Raw genomic sequence first — 24,253 nt, forward strand, 5'->3', positions numbered from 1 at the left:
GTGTCTATTTTCAAATCCACCCTCATCGCTTCAAAACCACATGTTGAGCGTGTGCAGCTGCTGGCCGAATTTCTTCTGGGGCTTTATCTTCCAACACCATTTGCTTAACTTTATTGTCTGGCAAGACGTTTAATGAACGCAGCGTCTCCCCAACAATTGTCGAGAATACGGGTGCTGCAACATCACCTCCGTAGTAGCTCCCCCCAGTAGGCTCATCGATCATAACCGCCACCGAGATACGTGGCTCACTAATAGGCGCGATACCAGCAAAATACGCTAAGTATTTATTTCCATAACCTTTTCCTACAATCTTGTGTGCAGTGCCCGTTTTACCACCTACGCGATATCCATCCGCCTGAGCTTTGACAGCCGTTCCACCAGGCTGAGTGACCGTCTCCAACATTTGACGCATTTCAGTTGCAGTTTTGGCTGAGATCACTCTGGTTCCAGGCTTAAATTCGGGGCTGCGCTCAATCGTGATGGGCACCAACTCCCCATCACGGGCAAAGATCGTATAAGCGCGAGCCACTTGAAATAATGAACCTGATAAGCCGTATCCAAATGCAATGCGCGCTTGATCGCTTGCCACCCATTTTGAATAAGGATGAAGAGTGCCAGCCACTGCGCCACGAAACCCAATTTTTGGAGTCTGGCCAAAGCCAACGGCGCTATACATATCCCACATCTCTTCAGGCGTGAGGTAATTCATTGCAATCTTGGCCGCGCCAATATTGCTGGATTTTTGAATCACTTGCGCTATAGTTAAATTGCCGTTGGGATGTGTGTCAGTAATTGGCTTTTTGCCAACTAAATAACTCGCACCAATTACCATGTTCGTGGTGGGTGTGATTGCACCCTTCTCTAAAGCAGCTGAAACTGTAAATGGCTTAATCGTAGAACCAGGCTCAAACATATCTGTCAATGCCCGATTGCGCAGTTGCTCTCCCGTGAGATATCTGCGGTCATTTGGGTTGTAGCTTGGGTAATTTGCAAGAGCTAAGATTTCGCCAGACTGAGTATCAATCACAACAGCACTGCCTGCTTTTGCGTGATGTTCCTCGACTGCACTCTTTACTGCGTTATAGGCAATATATTGAATCTTACTGTCAACTGATAACTGCAAATCCTTACCGTTTTGAGGCAAGCGATCAATGCCCACTTCCTCAACTACACGCCCCAGCCGATCAACGACCACACGACGTTGCCCAGTGTGACCAGCTAGCTGCTCTTCTCTTGAATACTCTATTCCTTCTTGGCCAAGATCATTCACATTTGTAAAGCCAACCACGTGCGCCATCGCCTCACCTTCTGGGTAGAAGCGACGATATTCATTATTTAAACCAATGCCAGGGATCTCTAGCTGTTTAATTTGCTGCGCTACAACTGGATCAACTTGACGCTTTAAGAAAACCTGCTTGCGCTCTTCTTTCAACTTTTTGCGCAGATCAGATTCGCTCATTTGCAAAAGACTTGCCAATTTCTGCACTTTGTCTGCGGCTAAATCATCTGGAACGGTATCGTTATAGGCAATCACCGACTTGGCTTCCAAGCTCGTTGCAATCACTTGGCCGTTACGATCCAAAATTTTTCCGCGACTAGCGGGTAGCTCTAATTCGCGCTGAGTACCACGCACACCTTTAGCTTCATAGAACGCATTTCCTGGACCCTGAATCCAAAATGCTCGTAGCAGCAACATCATGAATACAAAGAACAAAAGGAATAGCATCAAACGCGACCGCCACATTGGCAGGCGTAAAACTAAATTTGGCGTAGTAGAGAAGCCAACCGGTCTCATTTCGCCTCCTTAAGATACAAGGTGCGCTCAGGAGAAATCGGAGACATATGTAATTGATTGCGAGCGACGTCGCGAATACGTGCAGACTTCGATAAATTCCGCTGCTCATACTCTAAGCGCAACCAGTCTTGGTTTAACTTACGCTCTTCTATCTGCGCGCGCTCTTGAAGGATGAATAATTTTCGCGCACGTTGCTGAGCCGCAACCAGCGATAGGGCGCAAATCAATAGCAATGCGAGCAGAGTCAAGGTAGCGCGATTCATGCGGATACTCCCATGCGCTTTTCAGCCACACGCATGATTGCAGAGCGGGCACGAGGATTCTCAGATACCTCAGCATCGCTTGGCTTAACTCGACCAATAATTTCTAGGGCGCTTTGTGGCAAGTCTTTTTCGCGTACCGGTAACCCACGGGGCACTTCGACTTTTGCATGCGCTTGCATAAACTGCTTCACGATACGGTCTTCTAACGAATGAAAACTAATCACTGCAAGTCTTGCGCCGGGCTTTAATAATTTCAAAGCCGCCTTCAAACCGAGTTCCAAATCTTCTAACTCGCGATTAATAAAAATACGCAATGCTTGAAAGGTTCTTGTTGCGGGATCTTGGCCAGCTTCGCGAGTACGCACCACGCTTGCAACTAGGCTTGCCAACTGAGTAGTCGTTTTAGGGGAAAGGCCTTCTTCTCGCTTAGCCACTATGGCTTTTGCGATCTGAAATGCAAAGCGTTCTTCTCCGTAAGTCTTAATCACGTGAGTGATTTCCTCCGGTGGCGCCTGCTCCAACCAATCTGCTGCAGTTAAACCATGATCGGTATTCATGCGCATATCGAGCGGGCCTTCTCGGCGAAAAGAAAATCCCCGATGCGCTTCGTCTACTTGAGGTGAGCTGATTCCCAAGTCCAATAAAATTCCATCGACTGATTCCGCCTCTGCATACTGATCCATGTGTGCAAAACTGTCGTGCACAATTTTTAAACGTGGATCGTTGATTTTTTGCGCCACTGCAATCGCATCCAAATCTTTGTCGAAAGAAATCATTCGCGCCGAAGGATTCAACTCCTTGAGCAAGGCTTGTGTATGACCGCCGCGCCCGAAGGTTCCATCGATTACCAAAATTTTGTTTGCTGCACTTTGATTTTGAATCAGCGGACCGCCAACTAGCGCCGTCACCGCCTCGGCCAGTAACACTGGGCGATGAGTTATGTTCATGGCACCCTGTCATCAAAAATTAAATTGCTTAAGTGCTTCAGGCATGCCTTGCGCAATCGCAGCCTGTTCTTTTGCAGCGTATGTAGCCGCATCCCACAATTCCAAGTGACTTCCCATCCCAAGCAATATCACTTCTTTTTCAATGCCAGCTGCAGCACGCAACTCTGGACTTACCAGTACGCGACCGGCACTATCCAAGTCCATTTCTGCTGCGTTACCTAAAAAAATACGGCGCCACCAATGGGCATCCATCGGAAGTTGCGCAACTCTTGCTCTGAAGGTTTCCCACTCAGGCCTGGGAAAGAGAAGCAAGCAGCCATCGGGGTGTTTTGTGAGCGTGATGCGGCCCTCGCCTTGTACCAACAAGGCGTCACGATGCTTAGCCGGCACAGACATGCGACCTTTTGCATCTAAATTGAGAGCTGACGCACCTTGAAACACCATTTACCCCACTTTTTCACACTTCCTCCCACTTTAGAGGATCGCACTAATAGGGTCAAGTGTTTTTAGGAGTTTTTTTAGGAATTTCTCTAGTGTTTACAAACACTTAGCGTCATGTGTTGAGAAAATGGTGATAATAAAATAGCTACTTGAAACAATGGCTTGGAAAATATACTTAAGAATAGATCTTAGCTATTGCACTAGATAATGCCTAAATATACTGTATTTAAAAACAGTAATACGTAAAAAAATATCTCAAAAATTAATCAGAGATGAGTTTTGAGAATTAAAACCTATTTCCGTATTAAATTTTGTAAGCAGTGGTGGTCATTATCCTAGACATCGCCTGCATTATTTTTTGAATGGGTTCTGGCAAATTTGCACCGCCAGCATTTTTTGCAGCTTGTCCGTGAGCAATTTCATCAATGCGCATTTGATCCACAATTGCACGAGATCGTTGATCTTCTTTTGGCAATTTTTCGAGATGACTTTCCAAGTGATTCTCGACTTGTTTTTCTGTTTCAGCAACAAAACCTAAACTCCACTTATCGCCCGCTAAGCCTGCTGCCAAGCCAATTGCAAAGGATCCCGCATACCAAAGTGGATTGAGATAACTAGTGTGTGACCCGAGCTCTTGAAGACGATTTTCACACCATGCCAGATGATCCATTTCTTCTTGCCCAGAGTGATCTAACATCTCCTGAATTTCAGGATTTCGAGCAACTAATTTTTGCGATTGATACAGCGCTTGTGCACAAACTTCACCCACATGATTGACTCGCATGAGTCCTGCTGCATGTTTGCGCTCGACAGCATCCAAACCGGAATTACCTCCAAAATCCGATCCTGGAGTCGGTCTATGGGCATGAGCACCGCCGACCACCGACCGAAGGGCGGTATCAAACTCCAGAATCAGGCGATCTATTGGAGACATGCGCGTGGAAAACTAAACCAAAACCTCTGCTTTACAGCTTTGTTTAGTCTTTAACCCCAACTCTGCCAAGAGCTCACGGTCTTGTTCTGCCTCGGGATTACCGGTAGTGAGTAGTTGCTCACCATAGAAAATAGAGTTAGCTCCCGCCATAAAGCACATGGCCTGAACTGCCCTGCCAAGCTCCTGACGACCGGCAGATAAACGTACGCGGGCTTTAGGCATCGTGATCCTAGCAACCGCAATCGTTCTCACAAACTCCAGTGGGTCCAAAGGCTTTTGCTCAGCTAAGGGCGTACCGGCTACTGGCACTAGATGATTGATAGGAACGGATTCTGGGTAGGGTCTCAAATTGGCTAAGCGAGCCAAAAATGCGGCGCGCTGCCGTCTAGACTCGCCCATGCCGACAATACCGCCACAACAAACCGACATGCCAGCGGCGCGGACATTGGATATCGTATCCAAACGGTCTTGGTAGCCTCTGGTTGAGATCACAGAACGGTAGAAATCTTCGCTGGTATCTAAGTTATGGTTATAAAAGTCTAGGCCAGCCTCTTGCAGTGCCTGGGCTTGATCCGCCTCCAGCATGCCTAAGGTGGCGCAGGTCTCCAGACCCAAGGCTTTTACGCCCTTGATCATGGCAGTCACTTTTTCAATATCGCGGTCTTTGGGTTCGCGCCATGCGGCACCCATACAGAAACGGTTAGAACCGGCGGCTTTAGCAGCTTTGGCAGCCTCTAAGACCTCTTCTAAGCCCATTAACTTCTCAGCCTTAACGTCGGTGTCATAACGAGCAGCTTGAGGGCAATAACCACAATCCTCAGGACAACCGCCCGTCTTAATTGACAACAAAGTGGCTAATTCAACATCACCCTCTGGGAAATAGGCTTTATGAGTCTCTTGAGCCTTCAACATCAATTCATTCAAAGGAAGTGCAAATAAGGCTTCAATTTGAGCCACTGACCACTCGCCAGTTGCCTCTCCCCCTGCGCTTACGCCCTGATGCAAATCCGCTTTAGATTTGAATTGGGTTAAGGGTTTTTCAACGGTTTGAGTGTCCTGCATGGGTAAATTCCAGAAAATGAGGGGATTCAAGGCATAAACATAACAGATACAGGCCTGAATTTGGAAAAACTAGTGGTCAAATATCAAACATGAAGGTTATTTCTGATTTAAATCAAGCCCCCCTCGTTAATCGCAGCCTTGCAGCCGTCTGGCATCCATGCACGCAGATGAAACAGCATGAGTCCTTTCCACTGGTTGCCATTACAAAAGGTAAGGGTGCCTGGCTCTATGACGAAAACGGAAAAGCCTTACTCGACTCCATTAGTTCTTGGTGGACCAATTTATTTGGCCACTCCAACCCACGCATCAATCAAGCCATTACCACGCAACTCGAAAAAATTGAGCATGTAATGCTCGCCGGATTTACGCATGCGCCCGTAGTAGAGCTATCTGAAAAACTGTCTGCACTCACCAATCACCATTTAGGCCATGTCTTTTATGCCTCCGATGGTGCGTCTGCAGTAGAAATAGCGCTCAAGATGAGTCACCACTACTGGCAACTCAACGGCAAACCACAAAAGAAGAAATTTGTTTGCTTGGAAAATGGTTATCACGGGGAAACACTTGGTGCATTAGCAGTAACGGATGTTGCTATTTTTCGGGACGCCTATGGATCGTTATTGCAAGATGTCTTTACCATTACATCACCTGATGCACGCAAAGCAAAAGCTGGTGAGAGCGCAGAAGATGTAGCAAGATATGCAGCAAAACAACTCGAAGAATTATTTGTAAAAGAACATGGCAATATTGCTGCCATTATTGTCGAGCCTTTGGTGCAGTGCGCAGGGCAAATGGCCATGCACTCTTCCGAGTATCTACGTTTAGTCAGGGATTTATGTGATCGCTACGAAGTACATCTGATTGCAGATGAGATTGCGGTGGGCTGTGGGCGGAGTGGCAAGTTCTTTGCCTGTGAGCATGCTGGTATCTGGCCAGACTTCTTAACCCTGTCCAAAGGAATTAGCGGCGGCTATCTTCCACTGTCACTCTGCCTTACGACAGACCAGATATATCAAGCTTTTTATGGCGATCAAATCCAGCAAGGGTTTTTACATTCTCATTCTTATACCGGTAACCCACTAGCGTGTGCTGCCGCACTGGCTTGTTTAGAGATTTTCGAAACTGACAAAGTATTAGAAAAAAATATTGAGCGCTCAAAGGATTTAGCAAATGCATTTGCGTGGGCAAAAACGGATTCCCGCATTGAGCATTGGCGCCAGCAAGGAATGATCTTGGCATTCGATATTAAAAATGAGTTTCTGAAAAAGCCTAAGATGTTTGCGCGAACGATGTTCTCAAACTGTTTAAGCGAAGGTGTATTGATTAGACCAATCGGCAATACTATCTACGTCATGCCACCGTATATTTTGTCTGCAGCAGAAACCATTCAACTAGGTCATGCCGTGCAAGCTGCCCTTGAGAAAACCCTGGCATGACGAGCGCATATCAAGCCTTAAAGTTGGCGCAAGAGCAGATTGCAGATCTTGAGTCGCAATTACTCAAACGCAAACTCAGAGCAACAGAATCTCCATGCGATACCAAAGCTTTAGTTGATGGACGCGAGCTCAAAGCATTTTGTAGCAATGACTATTTAGGACTAGCAAACCATCCTGCGTTAATTCAAGCGCTTGCTGAAGGCGCTCAGAAGTATGGGGTAGGCAGTGGCGCCTCCCATCTGATTAGCGGCCACAGTAGGGCTCATGAACTGCTTGAAAACCAATTGGCCTCTTTTCAAAAGCAACACATTCCGAATGCGCGTGCCCTATTTTTTAGTACCGGCTATCTCGCCAACCTTACCGCCATCACAGGTCTAGCGAGACTTGCGCCGCAAAAATCTACTAGTATTTATTCGGCCAAGCTAAACCATGCTTCTTTAATTGATGGGATTCGTTTAGCGGCTGCTCAGACTCAAGCAAATGTCGTGCTGTTTGATCATACGCATCTTGACTCATTAAATGAATTACTGAAAACTGATCAACATCCACTAAAGATTATTGTTACCGATGGCGTCTTTAGTATGGATGGTGACCTCGCTCCAGCAAAAGAATTATTAAAGCTTGCTGAGCGATACGATGCACTGTTACTTATGGATGATGCTCACGGTTTCGGAGTATTGGGCAAACAAGGTCATGGCATTTTGGAGCAGGAAAATATCTACTCTGATCGCCTTATTTATATTGGCACTCTTGGAAAAGCTGCAGGCGTCAGCGGCGCCTTTGTTTGTGCACAAGCAACTTTTATTGAGTGGCTCATTCAAAAGGGTCGCCCTTTCATTTACAGCACCGCAACGCCACCTGCGATAGCGCATACACTCTCAAAGAGCTTGAAAATCATTGAAGGGGACGAGGGCAGCAAGCGCCGCACTCAACTCAATAAACTGATTCGCATCTGGCAAGATGAAATGGAATTTTCTCAATGGGAAAAGGTATCCTCTTGTACCGCCATACAGCCCGTCATTTTGGGCAGTAATGCCAATGCTCTGCTCGCCGCTAAGTTACTTGATGAGGCAGGTTATTGGATTCCTGCTATTCGCCCTCCTACCGTACCCAATGGCAGTGCAAGATTACGCATTACGTTCTCTGCTAACCATGGCGAAGCAGATGTGCGTCAACTAATTGATACCTTAAAGACCATTGAGCAAACAGTCATTCAAAAGGGCTCTCATGAGTAAAGCCACAGGCTTCTTTGTCGCCGGTACAGACACCGAGGTTGGAAAAACGCTGGTGAGCGGCGCTCTCATTCTGAAATTACGCGAACAGGGAATGAAAGCGATTGGCTTTAAACCGGTTGTTGCTGGAACTTATCAAGATACACAAGGTCACACTCTGAATGAAGATTTAGAAACACTGCGCATCGCCTCAAACCTCAGCTCCACTGAATTGAGTTTGTGTCCTTATGTATTAGGGCAGCCAGTGGCTCCCCATTTGGTAGCTGCGCAACAAGGTCTGAAACTTGAAATGAGTACGATCTTGCAGGCATTGCAGAATGTTCAAAATCAGGCTGATTGCGTTGTGGTTGAGGGTGCCGGCGGCTTCCTTATCCCCCTAAATGACCGGGAAGATTTGGGGACTTTCGCCCAAAAAATTAAATTACCCATCATCTTGGTGGTCGGTATGAAATTAGGTTGCATTAATCACGCCCTCCTGACCTATGCGGCAATCAAAGCGCGCAACTTAAATATTGCAGGATGGGTAGCTAATACCCTATCCACAGAAATGCCTTTGCTTGAAGAAAATATTCAGACTCTGCAAGCCAGAATAGACACCCCATTTTTAGGCCTCATTCCAGCACTTCCCAAAGAACTCCAAAAAGCCGATAACAGCCCATATTCAATTGAAGCCTTGGGTTTTGCTGCAAAGCACATTCAACTACCCAGCAATTAATTTGCGGTAATTTAGCCCAAAAGGCATATCTAAAGACTTTCGGATAAGATGAAGGGATGCATTTATCCCCAGAAATTATTGACTCCGCGGAAGCTATTCAAGAAATTCGACGCAATATTCATGCGCACCCTGAATTGCGTTTCGAAGAAAATCGCACTGCTGATCTAGTTGCAGAAGCGCTTTCTAGCTGGGGAATTACAGTCTATCGTGGCATGGGGAAAACGGGTGTTGTAGGTCGTTTAGATGGTGACTTAGGCCCCGGAAAAATGATTGGTTTGCGCGCTGATATGGACGCGCTTCCATTGCAGGAGCACAACAACTTTGCTCATGCATCAACAAATCCCGGAAAAATGCATGCTTGTGGACATGATGGTCACACAGCAATGCTACTTGGAGCGGCGCAGTATTTATCAAATCACCGCGACTTCAAAGGCACGGTGATTTTTATTTTCCAACCAGCAGAGGAAGGTGGCGCTGGTGCGAATGAAATGATTAAGGATGGGCTTTTTAAAGAGTTTCCATGCGATGCAGTATTTGGCTTGCATAACTGGCCCGGCTTAGCAGAAGGTCACTTTGGAGTGACCTCCGGCCCAATGATGGCTTCAAGCAATACTTTTGAAATTACCATCACAGGCAAAGGTGGTCACGCCGCCCTACCCCACAATAGCGCAGATCCAGTATTTACTGGCGCCCAAGTAGTGCTTGCATTACAGAGCATCATTACACGCAATAAACGCCCTGTAGATGCTGCTGTTTTATCCATCACGCAATTTCATGCGGGCGAAACAAGCAATGTCATTCCGGATAGCGCCTTCATTGGCGGTACGGTACGTACATTTACTTTAGACGTCTTAGATTTAATCGAGCAACGTTTACGAGAAATTGCTCATAGCGTTGCAGGCGCATTTGATTGCCAAGCAGAAATTGCGTTTTCCAGAAATTACCCTCCCCTGATAAATCATGCTAACGAAGTGGAATTTGCAACTGAAGTCATTAGTGAATTGGTTGGCAAGCAGAATATCAATGCTTCAATCGATCCCACAATGGGCGCGGAAGACTTCGCGTTTATGTTGCTAGAGAAGCCGGGCTGTTACGTATTCTTAGGTAATGGGGACGGCGATCATCGCTCAGTAGGTCATGGCATGGGTCCATGCCACTTACACAATCCCTCTTACGACTTCAATGACTCCTTGATTCCAATCGGCGTGAGCTATTGGGTCAAACTAGCTCAACGCTTCCTAGAAAAAAACTGAGTTCTTTCAAACTTTCTCTTCAGCTATTGAATTAAGAATTGGTAAATTTAGCTGGGCGCTTTTCCATGAACGCAGCCATGCCTTCTTTTTGATCACTCGTTCCAAAGCAAGCATGAAAGAGGCGGCGCTCAAAATGAATACCTTCAGACAAGGTAGTTTCATAAGCAGTGTTGATACTTTCCTTCACCATCATTGCAGTTAACAAAGGCATATCTGCAATTCCTTTGGCAATTGCTTTAACTTCTTTCAGCAAATCTGCTTGTGGGAAGATCCTTGCAACCAAACCGGAGCGCTCAGCTTCAGCGGCATCCATCATGCGGCCCGTCAAAGCTAGATCCATCGCTTTTGCTTTGGATACCGCGCGAGGTAAGCGCTGTGTACCGCCAGCGCCTGGGATAATGCCTAGCTTTACTTCGGGCTGAGCAAACTTAGCATTATCCGCCGCCATGATCGTGTCGCACATCATGGCCAACTCACAGCCACCACCAAGGGCATAGCCAGAGACAGCAGCGATTACAGGCTTACGTATTTTTTTGATCTCTTCCCAGTTACGGGTAATAAAGTCACCGCGATAAACATCTTTTAAACCGTACTTGGCCATTGAGGCAATATCCGCTCCAGCAGCAAATGCCTTTTCACTGCCAGTAACGATCATGCAACCAATATTGTCATCCGCGTCAAATGCCATTAATGCAGCACCAAGCTCTTCCATGAGCTGATCGTTCAAGGCATTTAACACTTCAGGGCGATTCAAAGTAATGGTGGCAACCTTACCATCCACTTCAGTCAAAATAGTTTTGTAGCTCATGAATTTCTTTCGGTGAAAAGTATTAATTAACGTGGCAACAACAACCACATCCTGCCATTTTGTTTCATACGACCTGCCATCTCTCCAGCAGCATCTCCGGATCCCCAATAGTAGTCGGCTCTGACGCCACCCACAATTGCTTTACCCGTATCCTGTGCCATCACCAGCTTTTGCAAAGGCTGACTACTTAATGGTTTGGTGGCTGCTAAAAAGACAGGCGCGCCCAGTGGCAAGGCTTGTAAATCTACTGCAATACTGCGCTCAGCTGTGAGCGGAACACCGAGGGCGCCATTTGGGCCTAAATCAGCAGAGAGATTACCAGGTAACTCTTTAAAGAAAACAAAACGGGGATTGGCGTTCAGCATTTCATTTACTTGGCCGGGATTTCTTTTAGCCCATTGTGAAATGCCTTGCATCGTCGCTTCACTACGTGTGATTTCTTTGCGATCTAACAACCACTGAGCAAAGGATTTAAAAGGCTGATCATTGGTGCCCGCAAAACCCAGACGCAGGATGCGTCCATCCTCAAGACGAATTTTTCCAGAACCTTGAATTTGCATGAACGCTGCTGCTACTGGATCCTGCACCCAAGCAATTTCAGAACCCTGCAAGACACCAGAACTCATTAGCTCGGCACGGCTTGGGCCTGGGTTGGGCTTAGATTTGCGCCAAGCATTAGGGTAGCCGTAGAGCGGCACGTTATAAGCACTCGTACGAGTTTGTGAGCCATTCATTACTGGTTCGTAATAACCCGTGATCAAGCCCGTGTCACTACCGGAGCTATTGCGAATTTCATAAGCTTGAAAATTATTTTCAAAATATTTACGAATAGCCTGCGTATCACGGCTTGATACATTGGCGGCCTGGGCACACACTGAGCGCCAGTTCACATCAGCACTTTTCTTACGCAAAGCATCGCAACTTTTTAACCAAGCAGGCCAAGCCTGAGACAAGTCGTCTTCCTGCCATCCAGGCAAGGCTTGCCAAGAGACAGCACTAAAGCTTGCAATCGAGGAGCTATAGCTTGATGGCGAAGTGCCAGAACCACTAGAGCGATATCCCGCCCCCCGAGTGGGAGGCGTAGAACATCCAACAATCAAGCTAGTTATGAGGATAGCGAATACACTTAACGGAACTAATTTAAATTTAGAAATCATGATTGCCAATTTACTCGATGAATACCCAATGCTACTGTTTGCTTTCGAAGGCGCTGTTGCCTTAGGACTTTTGTTATTTATTGTTCTTTGGACAGGCAAGGGCAAAAAATAACATTCTCACCACCCTACGTTAATGCAGAGTACGTGGCATCACCAGGGCAAACTCTGGGATAGGGGCCTGAAAGAACTGGGCATCCTCAGTGACACAAAAATACTCCCCACGCATTGTTCCGGCCGGAGTGGGCAAGGTTGCCCAGCTGGTGTACTCAAAGTGCTCTCCAGAGCGTAATAGCGGTTGCTGCCCAACAACGCCCAGACCTCTGACCTCCTGGACATCGTTATCCCCGTCTGTAATGAACCAATGGCGGGCAATTACCTGAATACTGGCAGTCCCCGTATTGCGGATAGTTACCGTATAAGCAAAGGCAAATTGGCGGTTATCGGGGTCAGATTGCTCAGGAAGGTACTGGGCTTTGACCGTAATGCTCATTTCGTGGGGATTCATGGACGAATTCTGCTCCATCCTAAGGCCAACTGCAAGCTAGAATCTAGGGATGGAAAGCCAAAAATCATCCTCAAATAGTCAATTTGTTATTGCCCCATCCATTTTGTCGGCTGACTTCGCCTGTCTTGGCAAGGAAGTTCAAGACGTTTTAGTGGCGGGCGCCGACTGGATTCACTTTGACGTGATGGATAACCACTATGTGCCCAACCTGACTATTGGCCCCTTGGTTTGCGAGGCTATTCGTCCTTATGCAAATAAAGATGGCAAACCTGCGGTGATCGATGTGCATTTAATGATCGAGCCGGTAGATCGCATCGTCCCTGACTTTGCCAAAGCAGGCGCCAATTTAATTAGCTTTCATCCCGAAGCAAGTCCTCATGTCAATCGCACATTGAACTTGATTCGCGATCAAGGATGTCAAGCAGGTCTTGTTTTGAATCCAGCTACACCCCTAGATCATCTCGATCACACATTGGAATTACTCGATCTGGTTTTGCTGATGTCAGTCAACCCAGGCTTCGGTGGCCAGTCATTTATTCCCAGCACCCTCAATAAGATTGCTCAAGTACGCACACGCCTTGATCGCTACCAGACAGAGACTGGTCGACACATTCGTCTTGAGGTAGATGGCGGCATTAAAGTCGATAACATTGCAGAAGTAGCAAGAGCAGGTGCAGATACCTTTGTTGCAGGCTCAGCAATTTACGCACAAGAAAATTATGCTCAAGTAATTCAAGCAATGCGCACTGAATTAGGAAAGTCAGGAAAAGCGTAATGCAGCTTGCAGAATTTAACGCCCTAGCAAAGCAGGGTTTCAATCGTATTCCCTTGGTCAAAGAAGTTCTGGCAGATCTAGAGACTCCGCTATCACTCTATGTCAAGCTGACTCAAGCATTTGGCAAGACCAATACTTACTTATTGGAGTCTGTTTTAGGTGGCGAGCGTTTCGGCCGCTTCTCCTTTATTGGCCTGCCTGCCAGGACTATTGTCAGAACTGTTGGCACCCCTTCAACACCAGTCAACGAAGTAGTGACTGATGGAAAAGTAGTTGAGACAAATACTGATAATCCACTCGATTTTGTGGATGCTTATTTCAAGCGTTTTAAGGTAGCTTTACAAGCTGACATGCCCCGCTTTTGTGGTGGTCTTGCCGGCTACTTTGGTTATGACACCGTTCGCTATATCGAGTCACGTTTAGCCAAACATCAACTTCCAGATGAATTAGGTGTACCCGATATTCAACTGATGTTGACTGAAGAGTTGGCAGTGATTGATAATGTTGCTGGCAAAATTTATTTGATTGTTTATGCAGATCCGAGCATTGCTAATGCTTTTGAAAAAGCACAAGATCGCTTAAAAGAATTACTCGCTTGCCTCAGTAAGCCAGCAAATATGCCAGCATCTTTACCAAGCGCTAAAACTGAACTCATTCGTAAATTCAAAGCGGCTGATTTTGAAAAGGCAGTACTTAAAACCAAAGAATATATTTTGGCTGGCGATTGCATGCAGGTAGTCATCGGTCAACGCATTAGTAAACCATTTACAGACTCACCATTGGCTCTATACAGAGCCTTGCGCTCGCTCAATCCATCGCCATACATGTACTTCTATGACTTTGGGGATATGCAAATTGTGGGTTCATCTCCCGAGATTTTGGTGCGCCAAGAAAAACGGGCTGCCGAGAAGATTGTGACCATCAGACCACTGGCTGGCACCCGCCCTCGCGGAGCCAATCCACAGGAAGACGAACGTTTAGCCAAGGAACTCTTGGCCGACCCCAAAGAAATTGCTGAGCATGTGATGTTGATTGATTTAGCCCGCAATGATGTGGGTCGCATAGCCAAAACTGGCTCAGTCAAAGTCACCGACTCCATGTCTATTGAGAAATACTCCCACGTTCAGCACATCGTGAGTTCAGTAGAAGGCCATCTTTTGGACAATATGAGCAATATGGATGTATTGCGATCGACCTTCCCAGCGGGCACCTTATCAGGTGCGCCAAAAATTCGGGCAATGGAAATCATTGATGAGATGGAAATTGTGAAGCGGGGTGTTTACGGTGGTGCAGTGGGTTACCTCTCTTTCTCAGGCGATATGGATGTGGCCATTGCCATTCGTACCGGCGTAATCCGTGACGGCATGCTGCACTCTCAAGCAGGGGCTGGCGTCGTTGCCGACTCTGATCCGACTGCTGAATGGAAAGAAACCGAAGCTAAGGCACGTGCGGTATTGACGGCAGCAGATTTAGTACAAGGAGGACTCGATGCTCCTAATGATTGATAACTACGATTCATTTACCTACAACCTCGTTCAGTACTTTGCAGAACTAGGTGAAGAGGTCAAAGTCTTTCGCAATGATGAAATTGCTGTCGAAGATATTGCCAAATTGAATCCAGCGCGCATTTGCATCTCACCTGGGCCATGCAGCCCTTCTGAGGCAGGTATTTCAGTCGACACCATCAAGCGTTATGCGGGACAAATTCCGATTCTAGGTGTGTGCTTGGGGCACCAAGCTATTGGTGAAGCATTTGGCGGAAAAGTCATACGCGCCCAAAAAGTCATGCATGGCAAGACCGACAGCATTCATCACACTGGTGTGGGTGTATTTAAGAATTTGCCTGATCCATTTAAGGTGACTCGCTACCACTCTCTAGCCATTGAGAAAAGCTCTTTGCCAGCAATGCTAGAAGTGACTGCCACTTCATCTGATGGTGAGATCATGGGCGTACGCCATAAAGAACTCGCAGTTGAGGGCGTTCAATTCCACCCAGAATCTATTCTTTCTGAGCACGGTCACGCCTTACTCAAGAATTTTTTACAAAACAAATAAACAGTCTGCCAACAGCACCATGTCAATCACTCCGCAAGAAGCCCTCCAACGCTGCATTGAACATCGAGAACTATTTCATGATGAAATGACAGCCATGATGCGACTCATCATGAGCGGTGAAATGGCACCAGAGTTGGTAGCCGGATTGTTGGTTGCCTTGCGCACTAAAAAAGAAACTGTTGGTGAAATCGCTGCTGCCGCACAAGTGATGCGTGAGTTTGCTACCTCAGTAAAGGTGGATGACCGCAAGCACTTGGTGGATGTCGTGGGTACAGGTGGTGATGGCGCTCATACATTTAATATTTCTACTGCAGCGATGTTTGTGGCTGCGGGAGCGGGTGCAAAGATAGCCAAGCATGGCAATCGCAGCGTGAGCAGCAAATCAGGTAGCGCAGATGTATTAGAAGCGCTTGGCGTAAATCTGACTTTATCCGCTGATCAAGTCGCCACGTGCATCACTACTGTTGGTGCTGGCTTTATGTTTGCGCCGAACCATCATCCAGCGATGAAGAATGTAGTTCCCATTCGCAAGCAACTCGGTGTCCGGACTATCTTCAACATCCTTGGCCCTCTTACCAACCCCGCTGACGCTAAACGGATTTTGATGGGTGTATTTCATGCTGACCTAGTCGGCATTCAGGCGCGTGTATTACAAGCTTTGGGCATGGAGCATGCGCTCGTTGTGTACGGGCGAGATGGTCTGGATGAAATTTCCTTAGAGGGCCCAACCTTAGTTGGCGAACTTAAAGATGGCGTAGTGCGTGAATATGAAATTCATCCAAAAGATTTTGGATTAAATGCCGCGCCCACCAACAGCTTTAAAGTGGCTAATGCTGAAGAGTCCAAGCAGATTGTCTTGGATGTGCTCGATGGCAAACCTGGGCCTGCAAGCGATATCGTCTGCCTTAATGCCGGCGCCACACTATATGTAGCTGGAGTAGTAAAAGACATTGCTAGCGGTATTACCCTGGCCAGAGCAGCCATCACCTCTGGAGCGGCACGTCGAAAGTTAGATGCTTTTGTTGTAGCAACCCAATCTCAATAATTGATTATTCATGAGCGATATCCTCGATAAAATTGTTGCCACTAAAAAGATTGAAGTAGCTAGCTGCCTGCAGAAAATATCGCTTGCCAATCAACGTGAGCAAGCTGAAGCCAATAATCGTGATGCCCTTCTAAAGCCAAGAGGCTTTATTCAGGCTATTGAGAACAAGATTTCTGCCGGCAAGGCAGGAGTCATTACTGAAATCAAAAAGGCAAGCCCAAGCAAAGGTATCTTGCGTGAGAATTTCATGCCGGCAGACATTGCCCAGTCCTACGAAAAGCATGGTGCAGCCTGTTTATCAGTACTGACTGATGTGGATTATTTCCAAGGATGCAATGCCTATCTGCAACAAGCTCGTGCCGCCTGCAATATTCCCGTTTTGCGTAAAGACTTCACCATAGATCCGTATCAAGTCTACGAAGCTCGTGCGATTGGCGCCGATGCAATCTTGCTGATCGTGGCTTGCCTAGAATTAAATCAAATGAAAGAGCTTGAAGCCTGTGCACATGAGCTCGGTTTAGATGTGTTGGTCGAAGTTCACAATGCCCCAGAATTAGAGCAAGCGCTAGAACTCAGAACACCTTTACTTGGTATTAACAATCGAAACCTCAAAACCTTTGAGGTGACACTGCAAACCACCCTCTCTCTAATGTCCATGGTTCCGGACAACAAAACCTTAGTAACAGAGTCTGGCATCTTGAGTCACGCTGATGTAGAGCTCATGCGCAACAATCAAATCAACGCGTTCCTGGTTGGGGAGGCATTCATGCGGGCCACAGATCCAGGGACAGCGCTTAGTGAGCTGTTTTTCTAGTCTTTCGCAATAGATCTAAGCAGTATTTGATCAAAGAGATCAGTAGCAACGAACCCAGCACATCACCAATAAACATCACCAAGAAGTGATTTACAGTGCCTGTATTTTCTAAAGCCATCACTGAAAACCACCACTGATGTAAGCCTGCAGAGAGCAAGGCATAAATCAAAATACAAGCAATGAGTTTAGGGAAATTGAGATTACTTAAGTCTGACTCAAGGCGAAGATTGCTAAAAACAAAAAATCTAGCCAAATAAGGCGCAAATCCCGAAATTAATCCAACGCCAATACACAGCGTCAAGTCGTGCGGGAAATCGCCGTAATAGCTAATTAAAAATGAGGCTATAGCAATTCCAATGGCGCCGGGTAAACCAAAAATAAAGGTCAGAAATAAGCGGAGGCCAGCAGGTAGATAAATCCAACTCACCCCTAAGCCAAAAGTAATACTGTTGGTAAACCAGCTATTGCAATAAAAAAGAAGTGTGTACGCCATCGCACTAATGGCGCAGCCAAAAATCCATTCCGAATAACTTGCCAATAATTTAAACATTGCGATTAGTATGGATTAATTATTATTGATGCGCATCAATTGCTAAAATCAGACCAAGGGAATACACTAGTACTAGCCATACAGCTAATAAAAAATAAATATTAATATGTCATCTACTAAACCGTCACCCTACATCAAGTTCCTTAACTTGATTGATGCTCTCGATCGAATCAACCCAGGTAAGAAGCTGGACTGCATCGAAGAGAGTTTGCTCGATAAGATTGTTTCTTGCGCCCATGCCAAGCAAGCAATTTTGGTTGGTGATTTGATTTCCATTTCAGACCTAGGCTCACAAGCTACATTGCATGGTCGCCTCAAAAATCTCAGCGCCTTGGGCTATATCAAAATGGCTGCCAATGCCGATGGTCGCAAAAAAGAAGTATTGCCCACCAAGATTGCTCTAAAGCGCTATGAAGAAATTTCTAAATGCTTAGAGAAGGCAGCAAAAGCCTCTTAATTGTTAGAGCAGCACTGCATAAGCAAAAAAGCCCTGAAAAGGGCTTTTTTAATGGGCAAATAAGAATGCTTTAGACGTTAAACAAGAAGTTCAATACATCTCCATCTTTAACAACATACTCTTTACCTTCCGCGCGCATCTTACCGGCTTCCTTGGCACCAGACTCTCCTTTGAACTGCACAAAATCTTCGTAGGAGATTGTTTGAGCACGAATAAAGCCACGCTCAAAGTCTGTATGAATCACGCCAGCCGCTTGAGGTGCTGTATCACCAACATGGATGGTCCAAGCGCGAACCTCTTTAACTCCAGCGGTGAAATAGGTTTGTAAACCAAGCAATGAATAACCCGCACGAATCACGCGATCTAGGCCTGGCTCTTGCATTCCTAAGTCGGCCAAAAATTCAATCTTGTCGGCCTCTTCTAAGTCAGCGATTTCCGCTTCAATAGCGGCGCATACAGCAACAACTGGAGCGTTTTCTTTTGCCGCATGCTGCTTCACAGCCTCGAGGTGTGGATTATTTGAGAAACCATCTTCTTTGACGTTTGCAACATACATCGCAGGCTTAGCAGTGATCAAACACAACGGTTTAATCAATAATTTTTCATCGTCATTGAGATTCAAACTGCGCACTGGCAGAGCAGAATCTAGATGAGTCTGAACTTTGGTCAGAACAGCAACCAAGGCAGCAGCCTCTTTATCATTGCCAGACTTAGCGGCCTTGCTTGAGCGATTCAGGGTTTTCTCAACCGTTGCCAGATCCGATAAGGCTAATTCGGTATCAATCACACCAATGTCAGCAATGGGATCAATTTTCCCGGCAACGTGAATGACGTTGGGATCCTCGAAACACCGGACGACATGAGTAATAGCATCAGTTTCACGAATATTCGCTAAAAACTGATTGCCAAGACCTTCACCTTTTGAGGCGCCAGCCACCAAACCAGCAATATCGACAAATTCGACTGCTGCAGGCAGGATGCGCTCAGGCTTCACGATCTCAGCCAAGGCGGCTAGACGGGGGTCAGGAACCTCAACAACGCCCACATTAGGCTCAATCGTGCAGAAAGGATAGTTTTCCGCTGCGATTCCAGCCTTGGTAAGCGCATTAAAGAGGGTAGATTTGCCGACGTTAGGCAGGCCGACGATGCCACATTTCAAAGACATAGGGTTATTGTAAAGGGGCTGGTTTCGATATCATCGAGTTATGTCAGAAGTTCACCCAAATAACGCATCTAAATCCTACACCCCAATCCGCACAGTAGATGTTGTCGTGGTTGGCGGAGGCATTACTGGTAAGGCTTGCGCCCTAGGTCTAGCCCAGCTTGGCTTACAAACTATTGAAATTGCCCCCGATTTAGCGCAAAACGTCCCAAGCCCGCAAGGCGCTCAATGGGGCCAAAGAATCTACGCTTTTTCGCCTAGTACCCAAAAATTACTGGCTCATTTGCACATTTGGGATGCAATTGATCACAGCCGCCTACAAGCAGTCCGAGATATGCGCATCTACGGTGATCGAGGCGAAAAGAATGACCATCTCCATCTTTCTGCATTTGAAGCGGGCACTCCACAACTTGCGTGGATTGGAGAAGCTAATTTAATTGAGCACACCATCGATCAAGCTTCGCGTTTTCAGAATAAGTTAGAGCGAATCAATGATGTTGTAGAAAAAATTCAGGTAGATGCTGATGGAAGTACTCTGCATTTAAAAAACGGTGGGTGCATTCGTGCACAACTCGTAATAGCGGCTGATGGTGCCAACTCACCAATTCGCAATGAATTAGGCATCAGCGCAAGTGAAGAAAGTTATTCACAGAGTGCAGTAGTTGCCAATTGGCTTTGCGAATATCCCCATTTAGAAACTGCCTTTCAGTGGTTTTTACCAGGCGGCGATATTGTGGCCATGCTGCCCTTGCCAGGAAAACAAGTGTCGATGGTTTGGTCTACCTCCCCAGAACACGCAGCTGATTTATTAAAACTAGATCAAGCGCAATGGCTAGATCAATTCTCTTCTATTGCTAATGGCGCAATTGCCAAACAATTAGGTGAATTGACTCTGAACTCAGTACCAGCAGCCTTCCCATTAAGAAAGATTCGAGCCAAACGATTTATCGGACCAGACTTCTCTCCGAAGGTTGTACTCATTGGCGATGCCGCCCATGTCATGCATCCACTAGCTGGGCAAGGCCTTAATCTGGGGCTTCGAGATGTTGCGGTACTACTGAATATTTTGGGCAAGCGTGAATCCTTCCGCACACCTATTGACCTTGTACTACTAAGGCGCTACGAACGACAACGTCAAGGCGACACCAGCGCACTCTTATGGGTAACCGATAAACTCAAGAAATTATTTTCTGCAAGCAGCAGTACTGAACGCCAGCTCCGTAACTGGGGTTTAGGTCTCATGAACAAAAGCCACTTTATAAAACAGCGCTTGATTGAACGCGCTCTAGGAGAAATTGATTTTGAATAAATTGTTATCTGCGATTGCATTCATTGGCGCTGCCCTGCTCTGCACTACCCCACTTCACGCACAACAAGAACAGCAATTAAAGACTGAGATCCAAAAGAAGTTAGGCACCAATGCCAAAGTGAAAAGTGTTTCACCAGCCCCAGTTTCTGGACTTTATGAAGTACTGGTTGGCAATGATATTTTTTATACTGATACTTCTGGGAAGTATCTGATTCAAGGGGAAATCATTGAGCTCGCATCCGGTAAAAACATTACCGAGCAAAGACAGGCAGACTTAAACCGCATTAAATGGAGTGAATTGACGCCTGCCAACGCAATTAAAAATGTTCGTGGCAATGGTAGTCGCCAGCTGGCAGTCTTCTCCGATCCAAACTGTGGCTATTGCAAGCGCCTAGAGAAATCTCTACAGCAGCTTGATAACGTAACGATCTATACCTACTTAATACCCATTCTGTCGGCAGACTCCACCCAAAAAGCAAAGCAAATTTGGTGCTCTTCTGATCCCTATAAGACGTATATTGACTGGATGGTGAATGGCATCGCCCCTAGCGGTAAGGGAGAGTGCAGTACGCCACTGGATAAAAATGTGGCTTTCGCAAAGACCTATGGAATCACGGGCACGCCGACTTTATTCTTTACTGATGGCAGCCGTTTCCCTGGCGCGGTACAAATTACCGATATCGAAAAGAAATTTAGCTCCCTGAAATAAATATCATGAACCATGCCGACTTACCCGCAATTCAATATACGGTCTGGCCGGCAGACCTGCATGGCCATCGCTATCGCATCAAGCTGCATATTGCCAACCCTGATTCTGATGGTCAGGTACTTCAAATGCCGGCCTGGATTCCAGGTAGCTATTTAATTCGTGATTTCAGTAAACATGTCGAATCACTTGAAGCGTTTTCAGTAGAGGGTGTCAAGAGACAAATAATCCTCGAACGGATTGATAACGACCATTGGCGCTTACCGCCATGCAATGGTCCAATAGAGGTACTCAGTACTGTTTATGCGTTTGATTCTTCAGTGCGTGCAGCCTATCTGGATACTGAACGCGCATTCTTTAACGCCACTAGCTTATGTCTAGCCGTCAAAGGGCAGGAGCATTTACCTTGCTCACTCGCTATCACCCCGCCGGAACTTGCCTTTGCGGATCACTGGACAGTTCAAACTTCCTTGAGGGCTGCCAAGACGGATGAGCGTGGATTTGGCTTCTATTTGGCACAAAATTATGATGATTTATTGGATCATCCTGTAGCCTTGGGCGAGTTCCAGCTCGTGCACTGGAAATCAAATGGTGTAGCTCATCGCATGGCAATACAAGGCTGCAATCACATTATTGACGCCAAACGCCTTGCACAAGATTTACAAGCAATCTGCACCAGCACTATTGATCTCTTTGAGCCAAAATCTAAGCGTGCTCCTTTTGATGAATATCTTTTCTTAGTCAATGCGGTATTAAATGGCTATGGTGGCCTTGAGCATCGTAATAGCACTGCGCTACTCTGCAGGCGCGATCAAATCCCCCAAGAAAATATTCTCTTTGAAGAATCTGCGTATAGAGAATTCTTAGGCTTGTGTAGTCACGAGTATTTTCACGCATGGCTGGTTAAGCGTATTCAGCCAAAAGCCTTTCAACCGTATGATCTGGCCAAGCGTAATCACACTCGCTTACTGTGGGTGTTTGAGGGCTTCACCAGTTACTACGATGATCTCCAACTACTGCGTAGTAAGCGAATTGATCTCAAGGCCTATCTAAAACTCGTTGCAGATAACTGGAATGGGATCTTGCGTGGCCCTGGGCGCCATAAGCAAAGCCTAGCTGACAGCTCTTTTGATGCCTGGACCAAGTATTACCAAGCAGATGAGAACACCCCAAACACGGTTGTCAGCTACTACGGTAAAGGCGCCTTAGTTGCGCTTGGTCTTGATTTACAGATTCGGGCATTCACTAAAAATAAACAGTCTCTAGATGACCTCATGCGCCTACTTTGGAATAAGCATGGCGTCACCTTGGACGGCATTACAGAAGACGGACTAGATGATTTGATTTTTGAATTACTGGGTAATGGCTTTAACAAAATCTGGAATGAGATTAAGGTCCGTTATATTTTTGGTACAGAAGATATTCCTCTGCAAAAATGGATTGGCTCAAATCTCATTTCTGTAAAAACAAAACCTCAATCTACGCTACAAAAACTCAAGCTACAGTTTGGGATGCGCCATTCAGATGCCAATGGCTGGCTTAAGGTTACCCATGTGCTTGATGGCGGGATTGCTCAAGCAGCAGGCCTATCAGCCGGTGATTTACTAGCCAGTATTGATGGGCAGCGTGTTACCGGCGCCCGCTGGGACAGAGTCTTAGGCAGCCTTTCTGAAAACTCCCATGCCCGCATTACTTTCTATCGCGATGATCTAGAGCATGAGCGCATGGTTTCAATGCAATCTACCCAGATACCTATGCAATATGAACTGACACCTAAAAAAGATGTCTGATCGAAATTGAAAGCACTATTTTCAAAAGGCGATATCCCAAAGGATTGGCAAAAATTACTGGGGAATTATTTCGAGTCAGTAGATTGGTGCTCACTAGAAAAAAATTTGCAGACTGCTCTTGATACTGAAGTTGTTCGACCCGAGCCTCAGAACTTTTTTAAAGCCCTCAAACTTTGCCCCGTTGATTTAGTAAAGGTAGTGATCTTGGGCCAAGATCCTTATCACTCACCAGGGCTAGCGCAAGGGCTAGCCTTTTCGATACCTGCTGAGATTGCAGTCAATTCACGAGAATTTCCCAGCTCACTACGCAACATCAATAAAGCATTGGCATTAGAAGGTTTTGGGTCTTTACCAAATGGTGATCTACACAATTGGGCCGAGCAAGGAGTACTACTTCTCAATACAGCTTTGAGCGTCAAATTGGGTGAGGCTGGCAGTCATACAGGCCTGGGATGGAAAAGCTTCATTGATCATTTGATCGGCGGTTTATCAAAAGCTAGGCCGCATTTAGTTTGGATGCTATGGGGTGGTCATGCCCAATCTAAGCTGCCACTTATTGAAGTGGGTCAGAATCCTTTGATCCTGCAATCCTCCCATCCATCTGGTCTTGGCGTATACAAGACGGACAAGCCTTTTTTGGAGCCTGGAGGCAAGACCAGTTGCAGTCACTTCACTAAAGCCAATCAATGGCTGATTAAACAAAAGAGTGCGCCTATTCGGTGGGTGGAGAACAGTCAGACCGACTTATTTAGCTAAAGCAGTAAAAACACATCCGACTGCACAGGCAGCAAAAATAGCACTGGCCCACTCGAGTATTTGCCCCGATTGGAAAAGATCCCAGCATTGCCCTGCATACGAACTAGCCGCCGCCGCAATAAATCCTAGTAAGAAGGTCATCAGAATCCTGCCGGGCTTGACCCCGTCAGAAGCTCCGGGGTAAAAAATCCAGGCTGACACCCCAGAAACACCCCCAATCACCAGAAAAGCCAAAAACCCCATTGATACCCCCATTAATGCTGCCATCAAATCTATAATTGCCATT

Annotated in this window: 26 protein-coding genes; 14 read left to right on the top strand and 12 right to left on the bottom strand. The window is 46.4% G+C overall.

What is annotated here, in order from left to right; all coding sequences use genetic code 11:
* Positions 1 to 22: 22 nt before the first annotated feature.
* From ICN40_RS06105 to bioB, 6 genes are all read right to left on the bottom strand, one after another.
* On the bottom strand, positions 23 to 1,795 hold the full coding sequence (locus ICN40_RS06105) for a penicillin-binding protein 2 (protein WP_072583398.1): 1,773 nt from the start codon (positions 1,793 to 1,795) through the stop codon (positions 23 to 25).
* The gene (ftsL, locus tag ICN40_RS06110; RefSeq protein WP_072583399.1) at positions 1,792 to 2,058 is read right to left on the bottom strand and encodes a cell division protein FtsL; all 267 of its coding nucleotides are present in this window, start codon (positions 2,056 to 2,058) and stop codon (positions 1,792 to 1,794) included. The genes ICN40_RS06105 and ftsL overlap by 4 nt, the downstream gene beginning before the upstream one ends.
* Positions 2,055 to 3,005 (bottom strand): 16S rRNA (cytosine(1402)-N(4))-methyltransferase RsmH, encoded by a 951-nt coding sequence (gene rsmH, locus ICN40_RS06115; protein WP_216242834.1) that lies wholly within the window; start codon positions 3,003 to 3,005, stop codon positions 2,055 to 2,057. The genes ftsL and rsmH overlap by 4 nt, the downstream gene beginning before the upstream one ends.
* Before the next feature lie 12 nt (positions 3,006 to 3,017).
* Positions 3,018 to 3,446, bottom strand: a complete 429-nt coding sequence (gene mraZ / locus ICN40_RS06120; protein WP_068320686.1) for a division/cell wall cluster transcriptional repressor MraZ — start codon at positions 3,444 to 3,446, stop codon at positions 3,018 to 3,020.
* A 304-nt stretch (positions 3,447 to 3,750) separates the two neighbouring features.
* On the bottom strand, positions 3,751 to 4,380 hold the full coding sequence (gene coq7 / locus ICN40_RS06125; protein WP_216242836.1) for a 2-polyprenyl-3-methyl-6-methoxy-1,4-benzoquinone monooxygenase: 630 nt from the start codon (positions 4,378 to 4,380) through the stop codon (positions 3,751 to 3,753).
* Positions 4,381 to 4,392: 12 nt separating this feature from the next.
* Positions 4,393 to 5,442: a biotin synthase BioB gene (gene bioB, locus ICN40_RS06130; protein ID WP_216242837.1), complete on the bottom strand. Its 1,050-nt coding sequence runs from the start codon at positions 5,440 to 5,442 to the stop codon at positions 4,393 to 4,395.
* 89 nt (positions 5,443 to 5,531) lie between these two features.
* Between bioB and bioA the strand changes: the two genes are divergently transcribed.
* Genes bioA through ICN40_RS06150 form a run of 4 tightly spaced genes read left to right on the top strand, consistent with a single transcriptional unit; the run spans position 5,532 to position 10,078 of the window.
* Positions 5,532 to 6,878 (top strand): adenosylmethionine--8-amino-7-oxononanoate transaminase, encoded by a 1,347-nt coding sequence (gene bioA, locus ICN40_RS06135; protein ID WP_216242838.1) that lies wholly within the window; start codon positions 5,532 to 5,534, stop codon positions 6,876 to 6,878.
* Positions 6,875 to 8,113: an 8-amino-7-oxononanoate synthase gene (gene bioF / locus ICN40_RS06140; protein WP_216242839.1), complete on the top strand. Its 1,239-nt coding sequence runs from the start codon at positions 6,875 to 6,877 to the stop codon at positions 8,111 to 8,113. Before bioA ends, bioF begins: the two co-directional genes overlap by 4 nt.
* A complete protein-coding gene (gene bioD / locus ICN40_RS06145; protein ID WP_216242840.1) occupies positions 8,106 to 8,825 on the top strand; it encodes a dethiobiotin synthase in 720 nt (239 codons plus the stop codon). Before bioF ends, bioD begins: the two co-directional genes overlap by 8 nt.
* A gap of 56 nt (positions 8,826 to 8,881) precedes the next feature.
* Complete coding sequence (locus tag ICN40_RS06150; protein WP_216242841.1) at positions 8,882 to 10,078, top strand: M20 aminoacylase family protein; 1,197 nt, start codon at positions 8,882 to 8,884, stop codon at positions 10,076 to 10,078.
* A 31-nt stretch (positions 10,079 to 10,109) separates the two neighbouring features.
* Here ICN40_RS06150 and ICN40_RS06155 read toward each other — a convergent pair whose 3' ends face one another.
* The 3 genes from ICN40_RS06155 to apaG form a co-directional block, all read right to left on the bottom strand.
* The gene (locus tag ICN40_RS06155; protein WP_216242842.1) at positions 10,110 to 10,886 is read right to left on the bottom strand and encodes an enoyl-CoA hydratase; all 777 of its coding nucleotides are present in this window, start codon (positions 10,884 to 10,886) and stop codon (positions 10,110 to 10,112) included.
* Positions 10,887 to 10,912: 26 nt separating this feature from the next.
* A complete protein-coding gene (locus ICN40_RS06160) occupies positions 10,913 to 12,043 on the bottom strand; it encodes a murein transglycosylase A (RefSeq protein WP_216242844.1) in 1,131 nt (376 codons plus the stop codon).
* Between the two features lie 130 nt (positions 12,044 to 12,173).
* On the bottom strand, positions 12,174 to 12,548 hold the full coding sequence (gene apaG, locus ICN40_RS06165; protein ID WP_072583449.1) for a Co2+/Mg2+ efflux protein ApaG: 375 nt from the start codon (positions 12,546 to 12,548) through the stop codon (positions 12,174 to 12,176).
* A 49-nt stretch (positions 12,549 to 12,597) separates the two neighbouring features.
* Between apaG and rpe the strand changes: the two genes are divergently transcribed.
* Genes rpe through trpC form a run of 5 tightly spaced genes read left to right on the top strand, consistent with a single transcriptional unit; the run spans position 12,598 to position 17,237 of the window.
* Positions 12,598 to 13,323: a ribulose-phosphate 3-epimerase gene (rpe, locus tag ICN40_RS06170; RefSeq protein WP_216189090.1), complete on the top strand. Its 726-nt coding sequence runs from the start codon at positions 12,598 to 12,600 to the stop codon at positions 13,321 to 13,323.
* On the top strand, positions 13,323 to 14,828 hold the full coding sequence (gene trpE / locus ICN40_RS06175; RefSeq protein ID WP_216242846.1) for an anthranilate synthase component I: 1,506 nt from the start codon (positions 13,323 to 13,325) through the stop codon (positions 14,826 to 14,828). Before rpe ends, trpE begins: the two co-directional genes overlap by 1 nt.
* Entirely contained in the window at positions 14,812 to 15,378 is a 567-nt protein-coding gene (locus tag ICN40_RS06180) for an aminodeoxychorismate/anthranilate synthase component II (protein ID WP_072583411.1), read from the top strand. The genes trpE and ICN40_RS06180 overlap by 17 nt, the downstream gene beginning before the upstream one ends.
* A gap of 19 nt (positions 15,379 to 15,397) precedes the next feature.
* Positions 15,398 to 16,423 (top strand): anthranilate phosphoribosyltransferase, encoded by a 1,026-nt coding sequence (gene trpD, locus ICN40_RS06185; RefSeq protein ID WP_216242848.1) that lies wholly within the window; start codon positions 15,398 to 15,400, stop codon positions 16,421 to 16,423.
* A 10-nt stretch (positions 16,424 to 16,433) separates the two neighbouring features.
* Positions 16,434 to 17,237: an indole-3-glycerol phosphate synthase TrpC gene (gene trpC / locus ICN40_RS06190; RefSeq protein ID WP_216242851.1), complete on the top strand. Its 804-nt coding sequence runs from the start codon at positions 16,434 to 16,436 to the stop codon at positions 17,235 to 17,237.
* Here the strand turns inward: trpC and ICN40_RS06195 are convergent.
* Positions 17,218 to 17,787: a hypothetical protein gene (locus tag ICN40_RS06195; protein ID WP_216242853.1), complete on the bottom strand. Its 570-nt coding sequence runs from the start codon at positions 17,785 to 17,787 to the stop codon at positions 17,218 to 17,220. The genes trpC and ICN40_RS06195 overlap by 20 nt on opposite strands.
* A gap of 106 nt (positions 17,788 to 17,893) precedes the next feature.
* On the opposite strand from ICN40_RS06195, the gene ICN40_RS06200 reads away from it, so the two are divergent.
* Positions 17,894 to 18,244 carry a hypothetical protein gene (locus tag ICN40_RS06200; protein WP_216154347.1) on the top strand — a complete coding sequence of 117 codons (351 nt, stop codon included), beginning with the start codon at positions 17,894 to 17,896 and terminating at the stop codon, positions 18,242 to 18,244.
* Positions 18,245 to 18,314: 70 nt separating this feature from the next.
* Here ICN40_RS06200 and ychF read toward each other — a convergent pair whose 3' ends face one another.
* Positions 18,315 to 19,409: a redox-regulated ATPase YchF gene (gene ychF, locus ICN40_RS06205; RefSeq protein ID WP_216242855.1), complete on the bottom strand. Its 1,095-nt coding sequence runs from the start codon at positions 19,407 to 19,409 to the stop codon at positions 18,315 to 18,317.
* A gap of 40 nt (positions 19,410 to 19,449) precedes the next feature.
* Here ychF and ICN40_RS06210 point away from each other — a divergent pair, with 40 nt between their 5' ends.
* From ICN40_RS06210 to ICN40_RS06225, 4 genes are read left to right on the top strand one after another with little or no spacing between them, the layout of a single operon-like run.
* Positions 19,450 to 20,715, top strand: a complete 1,266-nt coding sequence (locus ICN40_RS06210; RefSeq protein ID WP_216242856.1) for an FAD-dependent monooxygenase — start codon at positions 19,450 to 19,452, stop codon at positions 20,713 to 20,715.
* Positions 20,708 to 21,424, top strand: a complete 717-nt coding sequence (locus tag ICN40_RS06215; protein ID WP_216242857.1) for a DsbC family protein — start codon at positions 20,708 to 20,710, stop codon at positions 21,422 to 21,424. Before ICN40_RS06210 ends, ICN40_RS06215 begins: the two co-directional genes overlap by 8 nt.
* A 5-nt stretch (positions 21,425 to 21,429) precedes the next feature.
* Positions 21,430 to 23,211, top strand: a complete 1,782-nt coding sequence (locus ICN40_RS06220) for a M61 family metallopeptidase (RefSeq protein WP_216242858.1) — start codon at positions 21,430 to 21,432, stop codon at positions 23,209 to 23,211.
* Between the two features lie 6 nt (positions 23,212 to 23,217).
* A complete protein-coding gene (locus ICN40_RS06225) occupies positions 23,218 to 23,967 on the top strand; it encodes a uracil-DNA glycosylase (RefSeq protein WP_216242859.1) in 750 nt (249 codons plus the stop codon).
* Here the strand turns inward: ICN40_RS06225 and ICN40_RS06230 are convergent.
* A complete protein-coding gene (locus ICN40_RS06230; RefSeq protein ID WP_255561239.1) occupies positions 23,956 to 24,252 on the bottom strand; it encodes a hypothetical protein in 297 nt (98 codons plus the stop codon). The two genes, ICN40_RS06225 and ICN40_RS06230, sit on opposite strands and share 12 nt — an antisense overlap.
* Position 24,253 lies beyond the last annotated feature (1 nt).

Origin of the sequence: Polynucleobacter sp. Fuers-14 (assembly GCF_018882045.1) — a bacterium.
In the GTDB taxonomy this organism is placed as follows: domain Bacteria; phylum Pseudomonadota; class Gammaproteobacteria; order Burkholderiales; family Burkholderiaceae; genus Polynucleobacter.

What these genes read in the sequence shown, in the direction of transcription:
- ICN40_RS06155 (WP_216242842.1), bottom strand. Translation starts at nt 10,886, where the DNA reads ATGAGCTACAAAACTATTTTGACTGAAGTGGATGGTAAGGTTGCCACC.
- apaG (WP_072583449.1), bottom strand. Translation starts at nt 12,548, where the DNA reads ATGAATCCCCACGAAATGAGCATTACGGTCAAAGCCCAGTACCTTCCT.
- rpe (WP_216189090.1), top strand. Translation starts at nt 12,598, where the DNA reads ATGGAAAGCCAAAAATCATCCTCAAATAGTCAATTTGTTATTGCCCCA.
- bioF (WP_216242839.1), top strand. Translation starts at nt 6,875, where the DNA reads ATGACGAGCGCATATCAAGCCTTAAAGTTGGCGCAAGAGCAGATTGCA.
- bioB (WP_216242837.1), bottom strand. Translation starts at nt 5,442, where the DNA reads ATGCAGGACACTCAAACCGTTGAAAAACCCTTAACCCAATTCAAATCT.
- bioD (WP_216242840.1), top strand. Translation starts at nt 8,106, where the DNA reads ATGAGTAAAGCCACAGGCTTCTTTGTCGCCGGTACAGACACCGAGGTT.
- trpC (WP_216242851.1), top strand. Translation starts at nt 16,434, where the DNA reads ATGAGCGATATCCTCGATAAAATTGTTGCCACTAAAAAGATTGAAGTA.
- ICN40_RS06150 (WP_216242841.1), top strand. Translation starts at nt 8,882, where the DNA reads ATGCATTTATCCCCAGAAATTATTGACTCCGCGGAAGCTATTCAAGAA.
- ICN40_RS06160 (WP_216242844.1), bottom strand. Translation starts at nt 12,043, where the DNA reads ATGATTTCTAAATTTAAATTAGTTCCGTTAAGTGTATTCGCTATCCTC.
- ICN40_RS06220 (WP_216242858.1), top strand. Translation starts at nt 21,430, where the DNA reads ATGAACCATGCCGACTTACCCGCAATTCAATATACGGTCTGGCCGGCA.
- ICN40_RS06230 (WP_255561239.1), bottom strand. Translation starts at nt 24,252, where the DNA reads ATGGCAATTATAGATTTGATGGCAGCATTAATGGGGGTATCAATGGGG.
- ychF (WP_216242855.1), bottom strand. Translation starts at nt 19,409, where the DNA reads ATGTCTTTGAAATGTGGCATCGTCGGCCTGCCTAACGTCGGCAAATCT.
- trpD (WP_216242848.1), top strand. Translation starts at nt 15,398, where the DNA reads ATGTCAATCACTCCGCAAGAAGCCCTCCAACGCTGCATTGAACATCGA.
- coq7 (WP_216242836.1), bottom strand. Translation starts at nt 4,380, where the DNA reads ATGTCTCCAATAGATCGCCTGATTCTGGAGTTTGATACCGCCCTTCGG.
- ICN40_RS06200 (WP_216154347.1), top strand. Translation starts at nt 17,894, where the DNA reads ATGTCATCTACTAAACCGTCACCCTACATCAAGTTCCTTAACTTGATT.
- ICN40_RS06105 (WP_072583398.1), bottom strand. Translation starts at nt 1,795, where the DNA reads ATGAGACCGGTTGGCTTCTCTACTACGCCAAATTTAGTTTTACGCCTG.
- rsmH (WP_216242834.1), bottom strand. Translation starts at nt 3,005, where the DNA reads ATGAACATAACTCATCGCCCAGTGTTACTGGCCGAGGCGGTGACGGCG.
- ICN40_RS06180 (WP_072583411.1), top strand. Translation starts at nt 14,812, where the DNA reads ATGCTCCTAATGATTGATAACTACGATTCATTTACCTACAACCTCGTT.
- ftsL (WP_072583399.1), bottom strand. Translation starts at nt 2,058, where the DNA reads ATGAATCGCGCTACCTTGACTCTGCTCGCATTGCTATTGATTTGCGCC.
- ICN40_RS06210 (WP_216242856.1), top strand. Translation starts at nt 19,450, where the DNA reads ATGTCAGAAGTTCACCCAAATAACGCATCTAAATCCTACACCCCAATC.
- trpE (WP_216242846.1), top strand. Translation starts at nt 13,323, where the DNA reads ATGCAGCTTGCAGAATTTAACGCCCTAGCAAAGCAGGGTTTCAATCGT.
- bioA (WP_216242838.1), top strand. Translation starts at nt 5,532, where the DNA reads ATGAAGGTTATTTCTGATTTAAATCAAGCCCCCCTCGTTAATCGCAGC.
- ICN40_RS06195 (WP_216242853.1), bottom strand. Translation starts at nt 17,787, where the DNA reads ATGTTTAAATTATTGGCAAGTTATTCGGAATGGATTTTTGGCTGCGCC.